Source organism: Pseudoxanthomonas sp. GW2, from assembly GCF_000283075.1.
GTDB lineage: Bacteria > Pseudomonadota > Gammaproteobacteria > Xanthomonadales > Xanthomonadaceae > Pseudoxanthomonas.
Genome location: NZ_ALIP01000156.1, coordinates 1 through 14,839, shown reverse-complemented (window position 1 = coordinate 14,839; position 14,839 = coordinate 1). Strand labels below are relative to the sequence as shown.

Annotated in this window: 16 protein-coding genes; 10 read left to right on the top strand and 6 right to left on the bottom strand. The window is 72.2% G+C overall.

The features are described from left to right. Positions 1-30: 30 nt before the first annotated feature. Positions 31-1,107 (top strand): methyl-accepting chemotaxis protein, encoded by a 1,077-nt coding sequence (locus tag B351_RS0114760; RefSeq protein ID WP_019399807.1) that lies wholly within the window; start codon positions 31-33, stop codon positions 1,105-1,107. A gap of 73 nt (positions 1,108-1,180) precedes the next feature. Here the strand turns inward: B351_RS0114760 and gap are convergent, their stop codons facing one another. Beyond that, complete coding sequence (gene gap / locus B351_RS0114755; RefSeq protein ID WP_019399806.1) at positions 1,181-2,185, bottom strand: type I glyceraldehyde-3-phosphate dehydrogenase; 1,005 nt, start codon at positions 2,183-2,185, stop codon at positions 1,181-1,183. A 182-nt stretch (positions 2,186-2,367) separates the two neighbouring features. Here gap and B351_RS0114750 point away from each other — a divergent pair, with 182 nt between their 5' ends. From B351_RS0114750 to B351_RS0114725, 6 genes are all read left to right on the top strand, one after another. Continuing rightward, positions 2,368-2,991: an OmpW family protein gene (locus B351_RS0114750; protein ID WP_019399805.1), complete on the top strand. Its 624-nt coding sequence runs from the start codon at positions 2,368-2,370 to the stop codon at positions 2,989-2,991. 62 nt (positions 2,992-3,053) lie between these two features. Further along, positions 3,054-3,908 (top strand): S1/P1 nuclease, encoded by an 855-nt coding sequence (locus tag B351_RS0114745; protein WP_019399804.1) that lies wholly within the window; start codon positions 3,054-3,056, stop codon positions 3,906-3,908. Positions 3,909-3,967: 59 nt separating this feature from the next. Next, the gene (gene modA, locus B351_RS0114740; RefSeq protein ID WP_019399803.1) at positions 3,968-4,759 is read left to right on the top strand and encodes a molybdate ABC transporter substrate-binding protein; all 792 of its coding nucleotides are present in this window, start codon (positions 3,968-3,970) and stop codon (positions 4,757-4,759) included. A gap of 2 nt (positions 4,760-4,761) precedes the next feature. After that, positions 4,762-5,460 (top strand): molybdate ABC transporter permease subunit, encoded by a 699-nt coding sequence (gene modB / locus B351_RS0114735; RefSeq protein WP_019399802.1) that lies wholly within the window; start codon positions 4,762-4,764, stop codon positions 5,458-5,460. A gap of 31 nt (positions 5,461-5,491) precedes the next feature. Continuing rightward, positions 5,492-6,106, top strand: coding sequence for a molybdenum ABC transporter ATP-binding protein (locus B351_RS0114730; protein ID WP_019399801.1), 615 nt, complete (start codon positions 5,492-5,494; stop codon positions 6,104-6,106). Positions 6,107-6,160: 54 nt separating this feature from the next. Next, positions 6,161-6,718, top strand: coding sequence for a flavin reductase family protein (locus B351_RS0114725; protein ID WP_026010760.1), 558 nt, complete (start codon positions 6,161-6,163; stop codon positions 6,716-6,718). On the opposite strand, the gene B351_RS0114720 is transcribed toward B351_RS0114725, so the two are convergent. The 3 genes from B351_RS0114720 to B351_RS0114710 are packed head-to-tail and all read right to left on the bottom strand — an operon-like array spanning position 6,719 to position 8,911. Then, positions 6,719-7,315, bottom strand: coding sequence for an energy transducer TonB (locus B351_RS0114720; RefSeq protein WP_019399799.1), 597 nt, complete (start codon positions 7,313-7,315; stop codon positions 6,719-6,721). A gap of 2 nt (positions 7,316-7,317) precedes the next feature. After that, positions 7,318-8,526: a TonB family protein gene (locus tag B351_RS16960; RefSeq protein WP_019399798.1), complete on the bottom strand. Its 1,209-nt coding sequence runs from the start codon at positions 8,524-8,526 to the stop codon at positions 7,318-7,320. Next, positions 8,516-8,911, bottom strand: a complete 396-nt coding sequence (locus B351_RS0114710; RefSeq protein ID WP_083852469.1) for a BlaI/MecI/CopY family transcriptional regulator — start codon at positions 8,909-8,911, stop codon at positions 8,516-8,518. The genes B351_RS16960 and B351_RS0114710 overlap by 11 nt, the downstream gene beginning before the upstream one ends. A 113-nt stretch (positions 8,912-9,024) precedes the next feature. On the opposite strand from B351_RS0114710, the gene B351_RS0114705 reads away from it, so the two are divergent. From B351_RS0114705 to B351_RS17430, 3 genes are all read left to right on the top strand, one after another. Further along, positions 9,025-10,164 carry a hypothetical protein gene (locus B351_RS0114705; RefSeq protein ID WP_039731757.1) on the top strand — a complete coding sequence of 380 codons (1,140 nt, stop codon included), beginning with the start codon at positions 9,025-9,027 and terminating at the stop codon, positions 10,162-10,164. 113 nt (positions 10,165-10,277) lie between these two features. Continuing rightward, the gene (locus B351_RS0114700) at positions 10,278-10,598 is read left to right on the top strand and encodes a BolA family transcriptional regulator (RefSeq protein ID WP_019399795.1); all 321 of its coding nucleotides are present in this window, start codon (positions 10,278-10,280) and stop codon (positions 10,596-10,598) included. A 143-nt stretch (positions 10,599-10,741) separates the two neighbouring features. Next, a complete protein-coding gene (locus tag B351_RS17430; protein ID WP_125076024.1) occupies positions 10,742-11,221 on the top strand; it encodes an NUDIX hydrolase in 480 nt (159 codons plus the stop codon). 94 nt (positions 11,222-11,315) lie between these two features. On the opposite strand, the gene tkt is transcribed toward B351_RS17430, so the two are convergent. Beyond that, positions 11,316-13,316, bottom strand: coding sequence for a transketolase (gene tkt / locus B351_RS0114690; protein ID WP_019399793.1), 2,001 nt, complete (start codon positions 13,314-13,316; stop codon positions 11,316-11,318). A gap of 171 nt (positions 13,317-13,487) precedes the next feature. Next, the gene (locus tag B351_RS0114685; protein WP_026010757.1) at positions 13,488-14,795 is read right to left on the bottom strand and encodes a dicarboxylate/amino acid:cation symporter; all 1,308 of its coding nucleotides are present in this window, start codon (positions 14,793-14,795) and stop codon (positions 13,488-13,490) included. Between the last annotated feature and the right edge of the window lie 44 nt (positions 14,796-14,839).

The window sequence follows — 14,839 nt, the reverse complement described above, 5'->3', positions numbered from 1 at the left end:
CTTTCATATGAAACCGTCCCCCATCCCCGCATGAACACGCCAGCCACGCCTGCCCAGGCCAGTGTCGACGACCACATCCGTTCCGTGGCTGGCCTGTCCGGCCGCATGCTGGGCGAGCTGCGGCAATCGCTGCGGCGGATCGAGGAAATCAACCGCACCACACTGGTGATCTCGATGAACGCGCGCGTGGAATCGGCGCGCATGGGCGCGGCCGGGCGTGGCTTCGCGGTGATCGCGCAGGAGATGGATGCGCTCTCGCGCCGGGTGGCCGAGACCGCCGGCGAGATCGACCGCCGCGCCGAGGCCACCCGCGCCGACATGCAGGCCACCCTGGCGCGGCTGGAGGACGAGGTGCGGCATACGCGCCTGGCCGGGCTGGCCCTGGTCAACATCGACCTGATCGACCGCAACCTCTACGAACGCAGCTGCGACGTGCGCTGGTGGGCGACCGACGCGGCGGTGGTCGCGGCCGCGCGCCCGGGCGCCACCGCGGAGGAACTGGCGCACGCCTCGCGGCGCATGGGCCAGATCCTGGATTCGTACACGGTGTACTTCGACCTGGTGCTGGTCGGCCTGGACGGGTGCGTGCTGGCCAACGGCCGCCCCGGCCAGTACCGCTCCGCCGGCATGGACGTGCGCGACGCGCCCTGGTTCGAAAGCGCCAGGCGCTGCGCCAGCGGCGAGGAATTCGGCTTCCAGGAGGTGCATGCCAGTGCGCTGGCCGGCGGCGAGCGGGTGCTGGTCTACGCCTGCGGCGTGCGCGAGGGCGGACGCGTCGACGGCCGCCTGCTGGGCGTGCTCGGCATCGTGTTCCGCTGGGACGCGCTGGCGCAGACGGTGGTGCAGCGCACTCCGCTGTCGCAGCAGGAATGGACGCGCAGCCGGGCATGCATCGTCGACGGCCAGGTCCGGGTGCTGGCCGACTCGGCCGGGCGCATCCTGCAGGAGGTGATCGACTTCCCCGGGCGCGACGAACTGCTGCGCCAGCCGCTCGCGGCACGGGTGGTGGAGTTCCAGGGCCGCCCGCACTGCGTCGCGCACGCGGCCTCGCCGGGCTACGAGACCTACCGCAGCGGCTGGCACTCGCTGATCCTGCAGGCACTCTAGGCAGCCGCCGCCGGCGCAAAAAACAAGCCCCGGCAGGGCCGGGGCTCGTCCTTTGCAGCGCTTGCGGTGCGGCTTACTTGCCGGCCACCACGCGGGCCATCTCCAGGCACTTGTTGGAGTAGCCCCACTCGTTGTCGTACCAGGCCACCAGCTTGACGAAGGTCGGGTCGAGCTGGATGCCGGCGTCGGCGTCGAAGATCGAGGTGCGGGTGTCGCCGCGGAAGTCGGTGGCCACCACCTTGTCCTCGGTGTAGCCGAGGATGCCCTTCAGCGCGCCCTCGCTCTGCGCCTTGATCTCGGCCTTGATCTCCTCGTAGGTCGCCGGCTTCTCCAGCTCGGCGGTCAGGTCGACCACCGACACGTCCGAGGTCGGCACGCGGAAGCTCATGCCGGTGAGCTTCTTGTTGAGCGAGGGGATCACCTTGCCCACCGCCTTGGCCGCGCCGGTGGAGGACGGGATGATGTTCTCGAGGATGCCGCGGCCGCCGCGCCAGTCCTTGTTGGACGGGCCGTCGACCGTCTTCTGGGTGGCGGTGGCGGCGTGCACGGTGGTCATCAGGCCGCGCTTGATGCCCCACTTGTCGTGGATCACCTTGGCCAGGGGCGCCAGGCAGTTGGTGGTGCAGCTGGCGTTGGAGATGATCGCCTCGCCGGCGTAGGTGTCGTGGTTGACGCCGTAGACGAACATCGGCGTGTCGTCCTTGGACGGGGCCGACATGATCACCTTCTTCGCGCCGGCGGCCAGGTGCTTGCCCGCGCTGTCCTTGTCCAGGAACAGGCCGGTGGACTCGATCACCACCTCGGCGCCCACCTCGTCCCACTTCAGGTTGGCCGGGTCGCGCTCCTGGGTCAGGCGGATCTTCCTGCCGTTGACGACCAGGGTGTTGCCCTCGACCTGCACCTCGCCCTTGAAGCGGCCGTGCACGGAGTCGTACTTCAGCATGTAGGCCAGGTAGTCGGGCTCCAGCAGGTCGTTGATCGCCACGATCTCGATGTCGTCGCCGAAGTTCTGCACGGCAGAACGCAGAACGTTGCGGCCGATGCGGCCGAAGCCATTGATGCCTACCTTGATCGCCATTCTGATGACTCCTGACGCCGCGCCGGGGCGCGGCCCGTGGTGGATGAAGGGGGTAATGCAGCGGATGGCCATTCTAGCGCACCGGCACCGGCGCCACCTGCGCCCGGCTTGACTGGAATCAAGGCGCGCCCCGGGGACCGGGCGGAGCCTCCCCGCCACACCCAACACGCAGAGTGTTACCGATGAAACACAAGCTTCTCCCGCTGCTTGCCGCTTCCCTTGCCGCCGTCGCCGCCGCCCCGGCCTTCGCCCAGTCCGCCGGCGACTGGACCCTGGGCGTGGGCCTGCACCAGGTCGACCCGAAGTCCGACAACGGCAAGCTGGCCGACGGTACCCTGCCGCTGGCCATCGACAGCGACGCCAAGCCCAGCGTGACCTTCGAGTACTTCGTCAAGGACAACCTCGGCGTCGAGGTCCTGGGTGCGCTGCCGTTCAAGCACGAGATCGCGGTCAAGGGCGTGGGCAAGGTCGGCCAGACCAAGCACCTGCCGCCGACCATCACCCTGCAGTACCACTTCAACAGCGCCGGCAAGGTCTCGCCGCTGCTGGGAGTGGGCATCAACTACACCACCTTCTTCAGCGAGGACACCACCGGCGCCCTGGCCGGCACCAAGCTGAAGCTGGACGATTCCTTCGGCCTGGCCGCGCACGCCGGCCTGGACTTCAAGGTCAGCGAGAAGGCCTCGGTGCGCGTCGACGTGCGCTGGGCCGACATCGACACCGACGTCAAGGTCGACGGCGCCAAGCTCGGCACCGCCAACATCGACCCGCTGGTGTACGGCGCGTCCTACGTCATGAAGTTCTGAGCGACAACGCTTCCCTTGGCGGGGAAAGGCGGTGGTGCGGGACAGTCGGTTAAAGTTGGCCGATGACGTCCCGCACCGCTTCCACCCGTCCGATCCGCGCCCGGCGCCACTCCGCGTGGCTGCCGGGCTTCCTGTTGCTGCTGTCCGTGGCCCTGCCGGCGCAGGCCTGGGGACCGCTCGGCCACCGCCTGGTGGCGCGCCTGGCCGAGGAACAGCTCTCGCCGGCCGCGCGCGCCGAAGCCCAGCGCCTGCTGCGCGGCGAGCCCGAACCCGGCCTGGCCGGAATCGCCAACTGGGCCGACAACCTGCGCGGGTCCGATCCGGTGCTGGGCCGGCGCACCGCCGCCTGGCACTACGTCAACATCGGCGAGGCCGACTGCCATTACGAGCGCCAGGCCCATTGCCCCGACGGCAACTGCGTGAACGAGGCGCTCGAGGCGCAGGCGCGCATCCTCGCCGACCGTAGCCGCAGCGACGCGGAGCGCCTGCAGGCGCTGAAGTTCGTCGTGCACCTGGCCGGCGACGCGCACCAGCCGCTGCACGCCGGCTACCGCCACGACCGCGGCGGCAACAACTACCAGGTCAACTACCGCGGCAAGGGCAGCAACCTGCACTCGCTGTGGGACAGCGGCCTGCTCGCCACCCGGCGGCTGGACGAGGAGGCCTGGCTGCAGCGCCTGCGCACCCTGCCCGCGCCGGCGGTCGAACCGGTCGGCCGCCCGCCGCGCCCCGGCTTCCCGCTGCCCTGGGTCGAGCAGTCCTGCCGCACCGGCCTCGCCCCCGGGGTGTACCCGCAGGGCCACGTGGTCGACGATGCCTACGTGGACGCGCACCTGCCGACCCAGGAGGCGCAGCTGCGCCTGGGTGCGGCGCGCCTGGCCGAGGTGCTGGAAGCCACCCTGGGCGATCCCGGATAACCCGGCCGCCGCCCGGCCCGACCGCATCGCTTTCGCCGCAACCCCACCGGAGAAACGCCATGTCCAAGCCGAGCCTCCTGCTGCGCCTGTGTACCACCACCGCGCTGGCCGTCGCCGGCCTGGCGGCGGGCAGCGGCGCATCCGCGGCCGGCGACGCGCCGCTGACGGTGTTCGCCGCGGCCAGCCTGCAGGAATCGCTGGACGAGGCGGCCGCCGCCTACCGCCAGGCCACCGGCGTGCCGGTGCGCGTGTCCTACGCGGCCAGCTCCACCCTGGCCCGGCAGATCGAGCAGGGCGCGCCGGCGCAGGTGTTCTTCTCCGCCGACGATGCCTGGATGGACTACCTCCAGCAACGCGGGCGGATCGATCCCGGCAGCCGCCAGGAACTGCTAGGCAATACCCTGGTGCTGGTCGCCCCGCGCACCGCGGCGGCGCCGGCGGTGGACCTGGCCCGGCCCGGCGCCCTGGCGGCGGCCCTGGGCAAGGGCCGGCTGGCGGTCGCGCAGACCCAGACGGTGCCGGCCGGCAAGTACGCGCGCCAGGCGCTGCAGGCGCTGGGCCACTGGCCGGCGGTCCAGGGCCGGCTGGCCGAGGCGGAGAGCGTGCGCGTGGCGCTGATGCTGGTGGCCCGCGGCGAGACCCCGCTGGGCGTGGTCTACGCCTCCGACGCCCGCGCCGAGCCGCGGGTGCAGGTGGTGGCGACCTTCCCCGCCGACAGCCATCCGCCGATCATCTACCCGGTCGCCGCGGTGGCGCCGGCCACGCCCGCCGCGCGCGGATTCGTGCGCTGGCTGGCCGGGCCGCAGGCGCGGGCGATCTTCGCCCGGCACGGTTTCCATCCCCAGGACTGAGCATGGCCCTGCCCGGCTTCACCCAGGACGAGATCACCGCCATCGCGCTGAGCCTGAAAGTGGCCGCCGTGGCCGCCCTCGCCAGCCTGCCGTTCGGGGTGGCGGTGGCGTGGCTGCTGGCGCGCCGGCGCTTCCCCGGCAAGTCGCTGCTGGACGCGCTGGTGCACCTGCCGCTGGTGCTGCCGCCGGTGGTGATGGGCTACGCGCTGCTGGTGCTGTTCGGCCAGCAGGGCCCGGCCGGGCGCTGGCTGGAGGACACCTTCGGCATCAGCCTCGCCTTCCGCTGGACCGGCGCGGCGCTGGCCTGCGCGGTGATGGGCTTCCCGCTGATGGTGCGCGCGATCCGGCTGTCGATCGAGAACGTGGACCGGCGCCTGGAGCAGGCCGCGGCCACCCTGGGCGCGGCGCCGTGGCGGGTATTCCTCACCGTGACCCTGCCGCTGGCCTGGCCGGGCCTGGTGGCCGGCGCCGCCCTGGGCTTCGCCAAGGCGCTGGGCGAGTTCGGCGCCACCATCACCTTCGTCTCCGCCATCCCCGGCGAGACCCGCACCCTGTCCTCGGCGATCTACGGGCTGATGCAGGTACCGGGCGGCGAATCGGGGATCTGGCGCCTGGCCGCGGTGGCGCTGGTGATCTCGCTGGGCGCGCTGCTGTTCTCCGAATGGCTGGTGCGGCGCCAGCGCGGGGGCGAGGAGGAATGAGCATGGACCAGCCCATGCGCGGAGCCGCGCCATGCTGAAGGTCGACATCCATCTGCGCCGCGGCCGCTTCCAGCGCCACGTGCGGATCGACGAGCAGGCGCGGGTGCTGGCGCTCGCCGGCCCGTCCGGTGCCGGCAAGACCAGCGTGCTCAATGCCATCGCCGGGCTGGTGCGGCCGGAATCGGGTTACATCGAGATCGACGGCCGCGTGCTGTACGACAGCGCGCGCGGCATCGACGTGCCCACCCATCGCCGCCAGGTCGGCTACGTGTTCCAGGACGCGCGCCTGTTCCCGCACCTGGACGTACGCCGCAACCTGCTCTATGGCCGCCACCGCGGCGGCCAGGCCGGCTTCGCCTTCGACGCGGTGGTCGAGTTGCTGGGCATCGGCCACCTGCTGGACCGGCGCACCCGCCACCTGTCCGGCGGCGAATCGCAGCGCGTGGCGATCGGCCGCGCCCTGCTGTCGCAGCCGGCGGTGCTGCTGTTCGACGAGCCGCTGTCGGCGCTGGACCCGGCGCGCCGCGAGGAACTGATCCCGTGGCTGCGGAAGGTGCGCGACGAGGTGCGCCTGCCGATGCTCTACGTCAGCCACCATCCCGACGAAGTGCGGCGCCTGGCCGACGCCATCCACGTGCTGGATTGACGCGCCGTTGCCGCGCGCGTGCGCAGGCTGGCGGCGTCCACGAAGGAGCCGAGCATGGCCCTGCCCCGCAAGACCGCGTTCCCGGTGGAGAAGATCCGGCGCTTCCTCGAGCCCGGCCCGGTGGTGCTGGTCACCACCGCGTGGAAGGGCCAGCGCGCGATCATGACCTGCGGCTGGCACATGATGCTCGGCTACGACCTGGTCGGCACCTACATCTGGGACGCCAACACCAGCCATGCGCTGGCACGGCGCAGCCGCCAGTGCGTGATCAACCTGCCCACCGCGCCGCTGCTGGACGCGGTGGTCGGCATCGGCAACTGCAGCAGCGCGCAGGTCGACAAGTTCCAGCGCTTCGGCCTGACCGCGCAGGCGGCCGAGCTGGTCGGTGCGCCGCTGATCGGCGAATGCCACGCTAGCTTCGAATGCCGCCTGCGCCGCACCCACCTCAACGACGACTACCCGCTGTTCGTGTGGCAGGTCGTGCGCGCGCACGTGGCGGCGCGGCCGCAGCGCCCGCGCACCGTGCACTACCGCGGCGACGGCCGCTTCATGCTGTCCGGCGATGAAACCAGCCGGCGCCGCCTGTTCCGCCCGGAAATGCTGGGGCAGTAGTCAGGGCGAGGACCGCCGGTTGGAAACCCGCGCCTGGCCCTGCTGCAGCTCGAAGGTGAAGGCCCAGGCCAGGGTGACCGGCACCGGCTTGACCGCGCTCACCGCGCCGGTGCAGCCGCCCCCGTTCCAGTCGCGGTTGCGGGTGGCCGCGTCCGGGTATTCGCACAGCAATGCCGGCTCGAATTCCCAGGCCGCGACCGCTTCGAGCACCGCCGTGCCCAGCGGTTCCGGTGCTTCCTCGGGCGCGATGCAGCCCGGCGCGCCGACCAGGTGCACGTTGCGCACCTCGCCGTCCTCGCCCACCGCCAGCGACACGCACAGGGTCGCGGAGAACGGACTGGGCGGGCGGTAGTGCGCCGGGAACGCCGGGCTGTCGTTGGCCAGGATCCGCGGGAACACGAAGCCCTGGTGGGGTGCCAGCTCGTAACGAGTGTCGGTAGTCGGCATGATCATGCGCTGGCCCACGCCGGCGCTGGCATCGGGTTGGGCCTCGTCGATCCCGCCGCGGCTGGCGCAACCGGCCGCGGCCAGCGCCAGCAGGCCACCGCACAGCCACCGCGCGGCACGTCCGCCGCCGCAAGCGTGATGGAACCACATCGTCATTCCTGGCCTCCCTGGTCCGTGGCCCGCTTGTCCGGGGCAAAACTGATCGGCACGCGCACGCGGCGGACCCTGGCCACGCCGTCGTCCGCGTCCGGCCTGAACTTCCACTGCCGCGCCGCTTCCACCGCCGCGGCCTCGAACACCCCGGCCGGCGCGGCGCGCTCCACTTCCACCGCCGCCACGCTGCCGTCGGCGGCCAGGTCCAGCAGCAGGCTCACCTCGCCGGCGATCCCGGCCTCGGCGGCCTCCTTCGGATAGCGCGGCGGCGGCATGAACGCCGCCGGTACCGGCAGCCAGTCCCCCTCCTGCGCGGCGGCCGCGGCCGGCCGCGCGGCCCAGGCCAGGCCGCCGATGCCGCAGGCGAGCGCGCACGCCACCAGCGCGGCGGCAAGCCGCTGCCGCGGTGACGCCGCCGGGCGCCGCAGCAGTTCGATCCGCTCCCTGAGCGCATGCAGCGGCGGCCAGTGGCAACCCAGCGGCAGCGGCGCGTGCGGCAGCTGCGCCTTGAGCATGGCCTCGCCGTACACGCGCCGCTGGCGGGGATGGCGCGCGATCACCGCGGCATCGCAGGCCAGTTCCTGGTCGTGGCGGAAGCGCCGCAGCGCGGCCGGCAGCAGCGGGTGGAACCAGAACAGGCAGCGCAGCAGCGCGGCCAGTGCATTGGCCGGCAGGTCGCCGCGGCGCACGTGCAGGCGTTCGTGCTGCAGGACCAGCTCGCGCTCGGCCGCGCTGTAGCGCCGCTCGAAATCGGCCGGCAGCACGATCCGCGGCCGCAGCAGGCCCACCACCGCCGGCAGCGCCGGGTGGGTGCCGCGGGCCTGGAACAGCCCGTCCGGGCGCGCCTGCAGCGGCCCCAGCGCGCGCCGGAAACGCCACTGCTGCCAGGCCATGAGCGCGGCGCTGGCGAGCACGCCGGCCAGCCACAGCGGCAGCAGCCAGGCCCGCCAGGCCGGCGACGTGGCTGCGGCCGCGGCGGCCACGCCGGCCTGCACCGGCTCCAGCCAGGCCGCGGCCACCGGCAGCGGCAGCGTGGTGCCCTTCGGCAACGACGCGGCCAGCACCGCGACCGGGACGCAAGTCCACAGCAGGTAGGCTCCCTGCGCGCCCCACAGCGCGCGCGCCGGACGGCGCAGCGCCAGCACCAGCGCGCCGGCCACGGTCAGGGCCAGGGTGGCGCGCAACAGCAGGACCAGCTCAGCGTCCATCGTCCCCGCCCTCCTCCAGCCGCGACACCAGGCGCTTGAGCTCGGCGATGTCGGTGGCCGACAGCCGGCCGCGCTCGCTGAAATGCGCCACCAATGGCGCCACCCGGCCGCCGAACAGGCGGGCCAGCAGGCCTTCGCTCTGCTGCTCCACCCAGGCCTCGCGGCTCAGCACCGGCGAATAGAGGTAGCGCCGGCCCTCGCGCTCGGCGCTGATCGCGCCCTTGTTGAGCAGGCGGTTGAGCAGGGTCTTGATGGTGGGCTCGGCCCAGCCGGTGGCCGGTGCCACCGCCGCGACCACGTCCTCGGAGCTGCGCGGGCTGGACTGCCACAGCACTTCCATGACCGTGGCCTCTGCATCGGTTACGGGGATCGGTTCGTGCGCCATGCGGACCTCCGTTTACGCCTGTAATCGAGATTGGATTACAAGCGTAAACGCAAGCCCGCGTCAAGCCCTCGGGCGCTGGCATGATCCCCCCGTACCGGGGATGGAGAGAACGCATGCGCTGGAACCCGAGTCGGCCCCTGCTTGCGGGCCTGTTGCTGCTGGCCTGGCACGGCGCGGCCGCTGCCACGGCCGGTGACGAGGCCCGCGACTGCCCGGTCCTGCCACCCGCAGCCGGCCTGCAGGCGGAACTGCCCGATCCGCTGCGCCTGCCCGATGGAAGCCGCGCGCATGAACCGGGGCAATGGCACTGCCTGCGGCAGCAGACCCTGCATGCGCTGGAGGCCCAGGTCTACGGCAGCAAGGGGCCGGCACCGGAGGCGGTGGCCGGCACGGTCACCCCGGAGCGGATCGAGGTCGAGGTGCGCCACGGCGGCCGCGGCGAGCGCTTCGCCGCGCGCCTGCACCTGCCCCCAGGCGAGGGACCTTTCCCGGCCATGCTGGTGATGGCCGGGGTGGCCGGGGTCAGCCCGGAACTGCTGGCCAGCGAGGGCGTGGCCTGGATCGAGTTCCCCAGCACCGACATCGGTGCCGAGACCGGCCAGGGGCGGCGCAAGGAGGGCGCGTTCTACCGCCTGTACGGCGACGAGGTCGCCGGCACCGGCACGCTGATGGCCTGGGCCTGGGGCGTGAGCCGGGTCATCGATGTGATCGCCGCCGACGACGGCCGCCTGCTGCGCGCCGATGCGATCGGCGTCAGCGGCTGCTCGCGCCACGGCAAGGGGGCGCTGGCGGCCGGCGCCTTCGACCCGCGCGTGGCCCTGACCGTGCCGATCGAATCCGGCGCTGGTGGCGTGCCCACCTGGCGCCACGCACCGGAGGGCGCGCAGCCGGCCACCAGCGCCTTTGGCGAGCAGCCCTGGCTGGGCGACGCGTTCGGCACCTACGCCGACGACCCGCGGCGGCTGGCGGTGGACCAGCACCAGGTGCTGGCCCTGGTCGCGCCACGCGGCCTGCTGGTGCTGGACAACCCACATATCGCCTGGCTGGGTGCGCCGGCCGCACGCGCCAGCGTGCTGGCGGCACGGGAGGTGTACGGACTGCTCGGCGCCACTGGCAACCTTGGCTACCACGCGGAGGTGGAGAGCGCGGCGCACTGCGCCTGGCGCCCGGAATGGGACGCGCCGGCACGCGCTGCGGTCCGCCGCCACCTGCTGCGCCAGCCGGCACCCGACCTGCCGCTGCCGGCGCCCTGAAGCTGCCCGGGATGCGCCTTGCCGCACGCCCCCCGCGCCGGCAGGGCGGCCGTCCGCTTGAACCCGGCCAATCCGCCTCCATCCTGTTAGCGACTTCCACCACGCCACCGCCCATGAGCACCCGCGCCGACCAGATCCGCCAGGCCCTCGCCGCCCTGCAGCCCCTGCACCTGGAGGTGCTGGACGAGAGCCACATGCACAGCCGCGGCCTGGAGACCCACTACAAGGCGGTGATCGTCAGCGAGGCCTTCGCCGGCAAGCGCCCGGTGCAGCGCCACCAGGCGGTGTACGCGGCCATGGGCGGGCTGATGCAGCAGATCCATGCACTGGCCCTGCACACCTACACCCCGGCCGAATGGGAGGCCGACGCCAGCGTGCCGGAGTCGCCGCGCTGCCGCGGCGGCAGCAAGCACGACAAGCCGGCCGCGCACTGAGCCGCGCCCGCATCCGCGGGCAGGCAAGCCACCGGCACGTGGTGGCGGGCGGGCAGCGCCGGCGGCATGTCCGCCGGCGCCGGCTTCGGCCACAATGCGCACGCCCCGGACCGTTGTTCGTGGCCTTGCCCGCAACGCGAACCGTGTCCGCATCCGCACCGATCCCCGTCCCCGAACCGCCGCCCTGCAATGAGCGCGGCGAAGTGCTGCTCGCCGCCGGCCGCGGCCGGGCGCCGGGCGCGGCGCCGGACTTCGTCCTGGTGTTGGCGGTCGACCTCGGCCGGATCCTGCTGGTGCGCAATGCCGCGCGCCAGGTGCTGGAACTGCCCGGCGGCTGGGTCGATCCCGGCGAGCCGCCGCTGCGCGCGGCCGCGCGCGAACTGCTGGAGGAAACCGGCCACGCCGCCGGCGCGCTGGAGCCCGCCGGCTGGCTGCGCATCCGCTCGCCTCGCTCGCCGTGGCCGCTGACCGGCCTGCTGTTCGCGACCCGCGGCCTGCAGCGGCGCCACGGCCACGCCCTGGACCCGGAGATCGAGAGCCTGCACTGGGCGCGCCTGCCGGCGCTGCCGGGCGGGGTTTCCGCGATCGACGCCTGGCTGGTCGCGCAGTTCGGCCGGCGCTGACCGGAAACGGAAAGGGGACGCCTGCGCGTCCCCTTCCCTTTGCATCGCGGTTCCGTCGGGCGGGCACGTGGCCCGGCCGACGGATGGCCAGGACTCAGAGCGCCCTGGCCGCGGCCACCACCGCCTCGGTGGTGATGTTGAAGTACTTGTACAGCTCGCCGGCCGGGGCCGAGGCGCCGAAGCGGTCCAGACCGATGACCGCGCCGTCCAGGCCCACGTACTTGCGCCAGAAGTCGGTGACGCCGGCTTCCACCGCCACGCGCTTGCGCACGGACTTCGGCAGCACCGACTCGCGGTAGGCCTCGTCCTGGCGGTCGAACACGGTGGTCGAGGGCATCGACACCACGCGCGCCTTGATCCCGGCCGCGTCCAGCTGCGCCTTGGCCTCCATCGCCAGCGACACTTCCGAACCGGTGCCGATCAGGATCACGTCGGGGTTGCCGCCTTCGGCGTCGGCCAGCACGTAGCCGCCGCGCTCGACCAGCTTCACCTGCTCCTCGCTGCGTGCCTGGTGCGGCAGGTTCTGGCGGCTGAACACCAGCACGCTGGGGCCGTCCTTGCGCAGGATCGCCTGCTTCCAGGCCACCGCCGACTCGACCGCGTCGCACGGGCGCCACACGTCGTTGTTGGGGATGTAGCGCAGCGAGGCCAGGTGCTCGACCGGCTGGTGGGTCGGGCCGTCCTCGCCAAGGCCGATGGAGTCGTGGGTGAACACGTGGATCACGTGCGCCGGGACCAGCGCGCTCATGCGCAGCGCGTTGCGCGCGTAGTCGCTGAACACCAGGAAGGTGGCGTCGAACGGCAGGAAGCCGCCGTGCAGGGCGATGCCATTGGCAATCGCGCTCATGCCGAACTCGCGCACGCCGTAGTGCACGTAGTTGGCCTCGCGGTCGGCCACGGTCACCGACTTGCTGGCCTTCCACTGGGTCAGGTTGGACGGGGCCAGGTCGGCCGAGCCGCCGATCAGCTCCGGCAGCAGCGGCGCGAACGCGGCGATCGCGTTCTGCGAGGCCTTGCGCGAGGCGATGGTCGCGCCCTCGGCCTGGACCTTGGCGATGAAGGCGTCGGCCTGGGCCACGAAGTCGGCCGGCAGTTCGCCGCGCGAGCGGCGGACCAGTTCCTCGGCCTCGGCCGGGTACTGCCTGGCGTACTTGTCGAACAGCTGCTCCCACTCGGCCTGGCGCAGCTGGCCGGCGCCGTTGGCGCGCCAGCCGTCGTAGATCTCCTGCGGGATCTCGAACGGCGCATACGGCCAGTCCAGGGCCTTGCGGGTGGCCTCGACCTCGTCCTTGCCCAGCGGCGCGCCGTGCGATTCCTCCTTGCCGGCCTTGTTCGGCGAACCGAAGCCGATGGTGGTCTTGCAGCAGATCAGGCTCGGCTTGTCCTCCACCGCGATGGCCTGCTCGATCGCCGCCTTGATCGCCTCCGGGTCATGGCCGTCCACGCCGCGCACCACGTGCCAGCCGTAGGCCTCGAAGCGCGCCGGGGTGTCGTCGGTGAACCAGTCGTGCACCTCGCCGTCGATCGAGATGCCATTGTCGTCCCAGAAGGCGGTGAGCTTGCCCAGGCCCCAGGTGCCGGCCAGCGATGCGGCCTCGTGGGACACGCCTTCCATCATGCAGCCGTCGCCCATGAACACCCAGGTGCGGTGGTCGACGACCTCGAATTCGGGGCGGTTGTAGCGCTGCGCCAGCAGCTTCTCCGCCAGGGCGAAGCCCACGGCGTTGGCGAAGCCCTGGCCCAGCGGGCCGGTGGTGGTCTCCACGCCCGGGGTTTCGTAGCGCTCCGGGTGGCCGGCGGTCTTGCTGTGCAGCTGGCGGAAGCGCTTGAGCTCCTCGATCGGCAGGTCGTAGCCGCTCAGGTGCAGCAGCGCGTAGTGCAGCATGGAGCCGTGGCCGTTGGACAGCACGAAGCGGTCGCGGTTGAACCAGTCCGGGTTGGACGGGTTGTGGCGCAGGTAGTCGTTCCACAGCACTTCGGCGATGTCGGCCATGCCCATCGGCATGCCGGGGTGGCCCGACTTGGCGGCCTCGACCGCATCGGCGGCGAGGAAACGGATGGCATTGGCGAGCTGGCGGCGGGTCGGCTTCGTCATGTGGGATTCGGCTAGTTCGATGGCAACCGCGGGATGCGGGCCGGCCATTGTTGCATCCCGCGCCCGTCCTGTCCCGTCGCAAGCCCTTGATTTGGCGCCCTGAACGCAGCGTTTCCCGACATTTCCGGCGAGGGAACGTTCCCGCCACGGTTTTGCCTGCAACCGTCGCCCTCAGGTGGCCGCCTCCGGGCCGGCCGCGGCGCCGCCGTCCTCCGGCTCGCCGGCGGCCACCAGCGCGGCCAGGGTCAGGTCGCCGCTGACGTTGAGCGTGGTCCGGCACATGTCCAGGAAATGGTTCACGCCCAGGATCAGGCCGATGCCGATCGGGTTCACCCCGACCATGGCGCAGATCAGCGCCACCACCGGCAGCGAGCCGGAGGGCACGCCGGCGGTGCCGATGCCGCCGAGGATGCACACCAGCATCACCATGAACTGCTGGCCCAGGCTCAGGTCCACGCCGAAGAACTGGGCCAGGAAGATCACGGTCACGCCCTCGAACAGCGCGGTGCCGTTCTGGTTGGCGGTGGCGCCGACGGTCAGCACGAAGCGCGATACCTTGTGCGGCAGGCCGATCTCGTCGGCCACGCGCAGCGCGGTCGGCAGGGTGGCGTTGCTGGAGGCGGTGGAGAAGGCCATCACCGCCGCTTCCTGGATGTCGCGGAAGAACTTCAGCGGCGAGCGCCCGGCCATGCGCACCGCCAGGCCGTAGCCGACGAACATGTGCAGGCCCAGCGCCAGCACCACCACGCCCACGTACGCGCCCAGCCGCAGCAGCAGGTCGAAGCCGAAGATCGCGGCCAGGTTGAACATGAAGCAGAACACCGCGTACGGCGCCAGCCGGATCACCAGCCCGATCAGGGTCATGGAGATCTCGAAGATGCCCTCGATGCCGCGCTTGAGGGTGGCGACCTTGTCGTCGTCGGTCAGCACCATGCCCACGCCGAACATCAGCGCGAAGAACATCAGCGCCAGGATCGAGCCGTTGTCCGAGGCGGCGGCCACGACGTTGCTGGGCACGATCGACAGCAGCATGTCGATGCCGCGCGGTTGCGACTCGATGCTGGCGACGATGTCGCGGCTGCGCTCGGCGTTCTGCGCCAGCAGCTGCGAGGCCAGGGTCGGGTCGACGCCGGCGCCCGGGCGCAGCAGGTTGACCAGCACCAGCCCCAGCAGCACCGCCGCGCCGGACAGCACCACGGTGTAGGCCAGGGTCTTCCAGCCGATCCGGCCGAGCGCGCGGATGTCGCCCATCTCGGCGATGCCCAGCACCAGCGCCGAGAACAGCAGCGGCACGATCAGCATGAAGATCAGGTTGAGGAACAGCCCCGCCGCCGGGGTGGTGACGTAGCGGGTGAACGCCTGGACCCAAGCGGCATCGGCGCCGGCGGTCAGGTGCACCACCAGGCCCAGCAGCAGGCCGGCGGCAAAGCCCACGCCCATCTTCAGCGGCATGGGCCAGGGGCGTCCTTTGGAGGTCATGCGGTATTCCTGGAAACGTGCGAAACCGGCAGGTTAGCAGACGC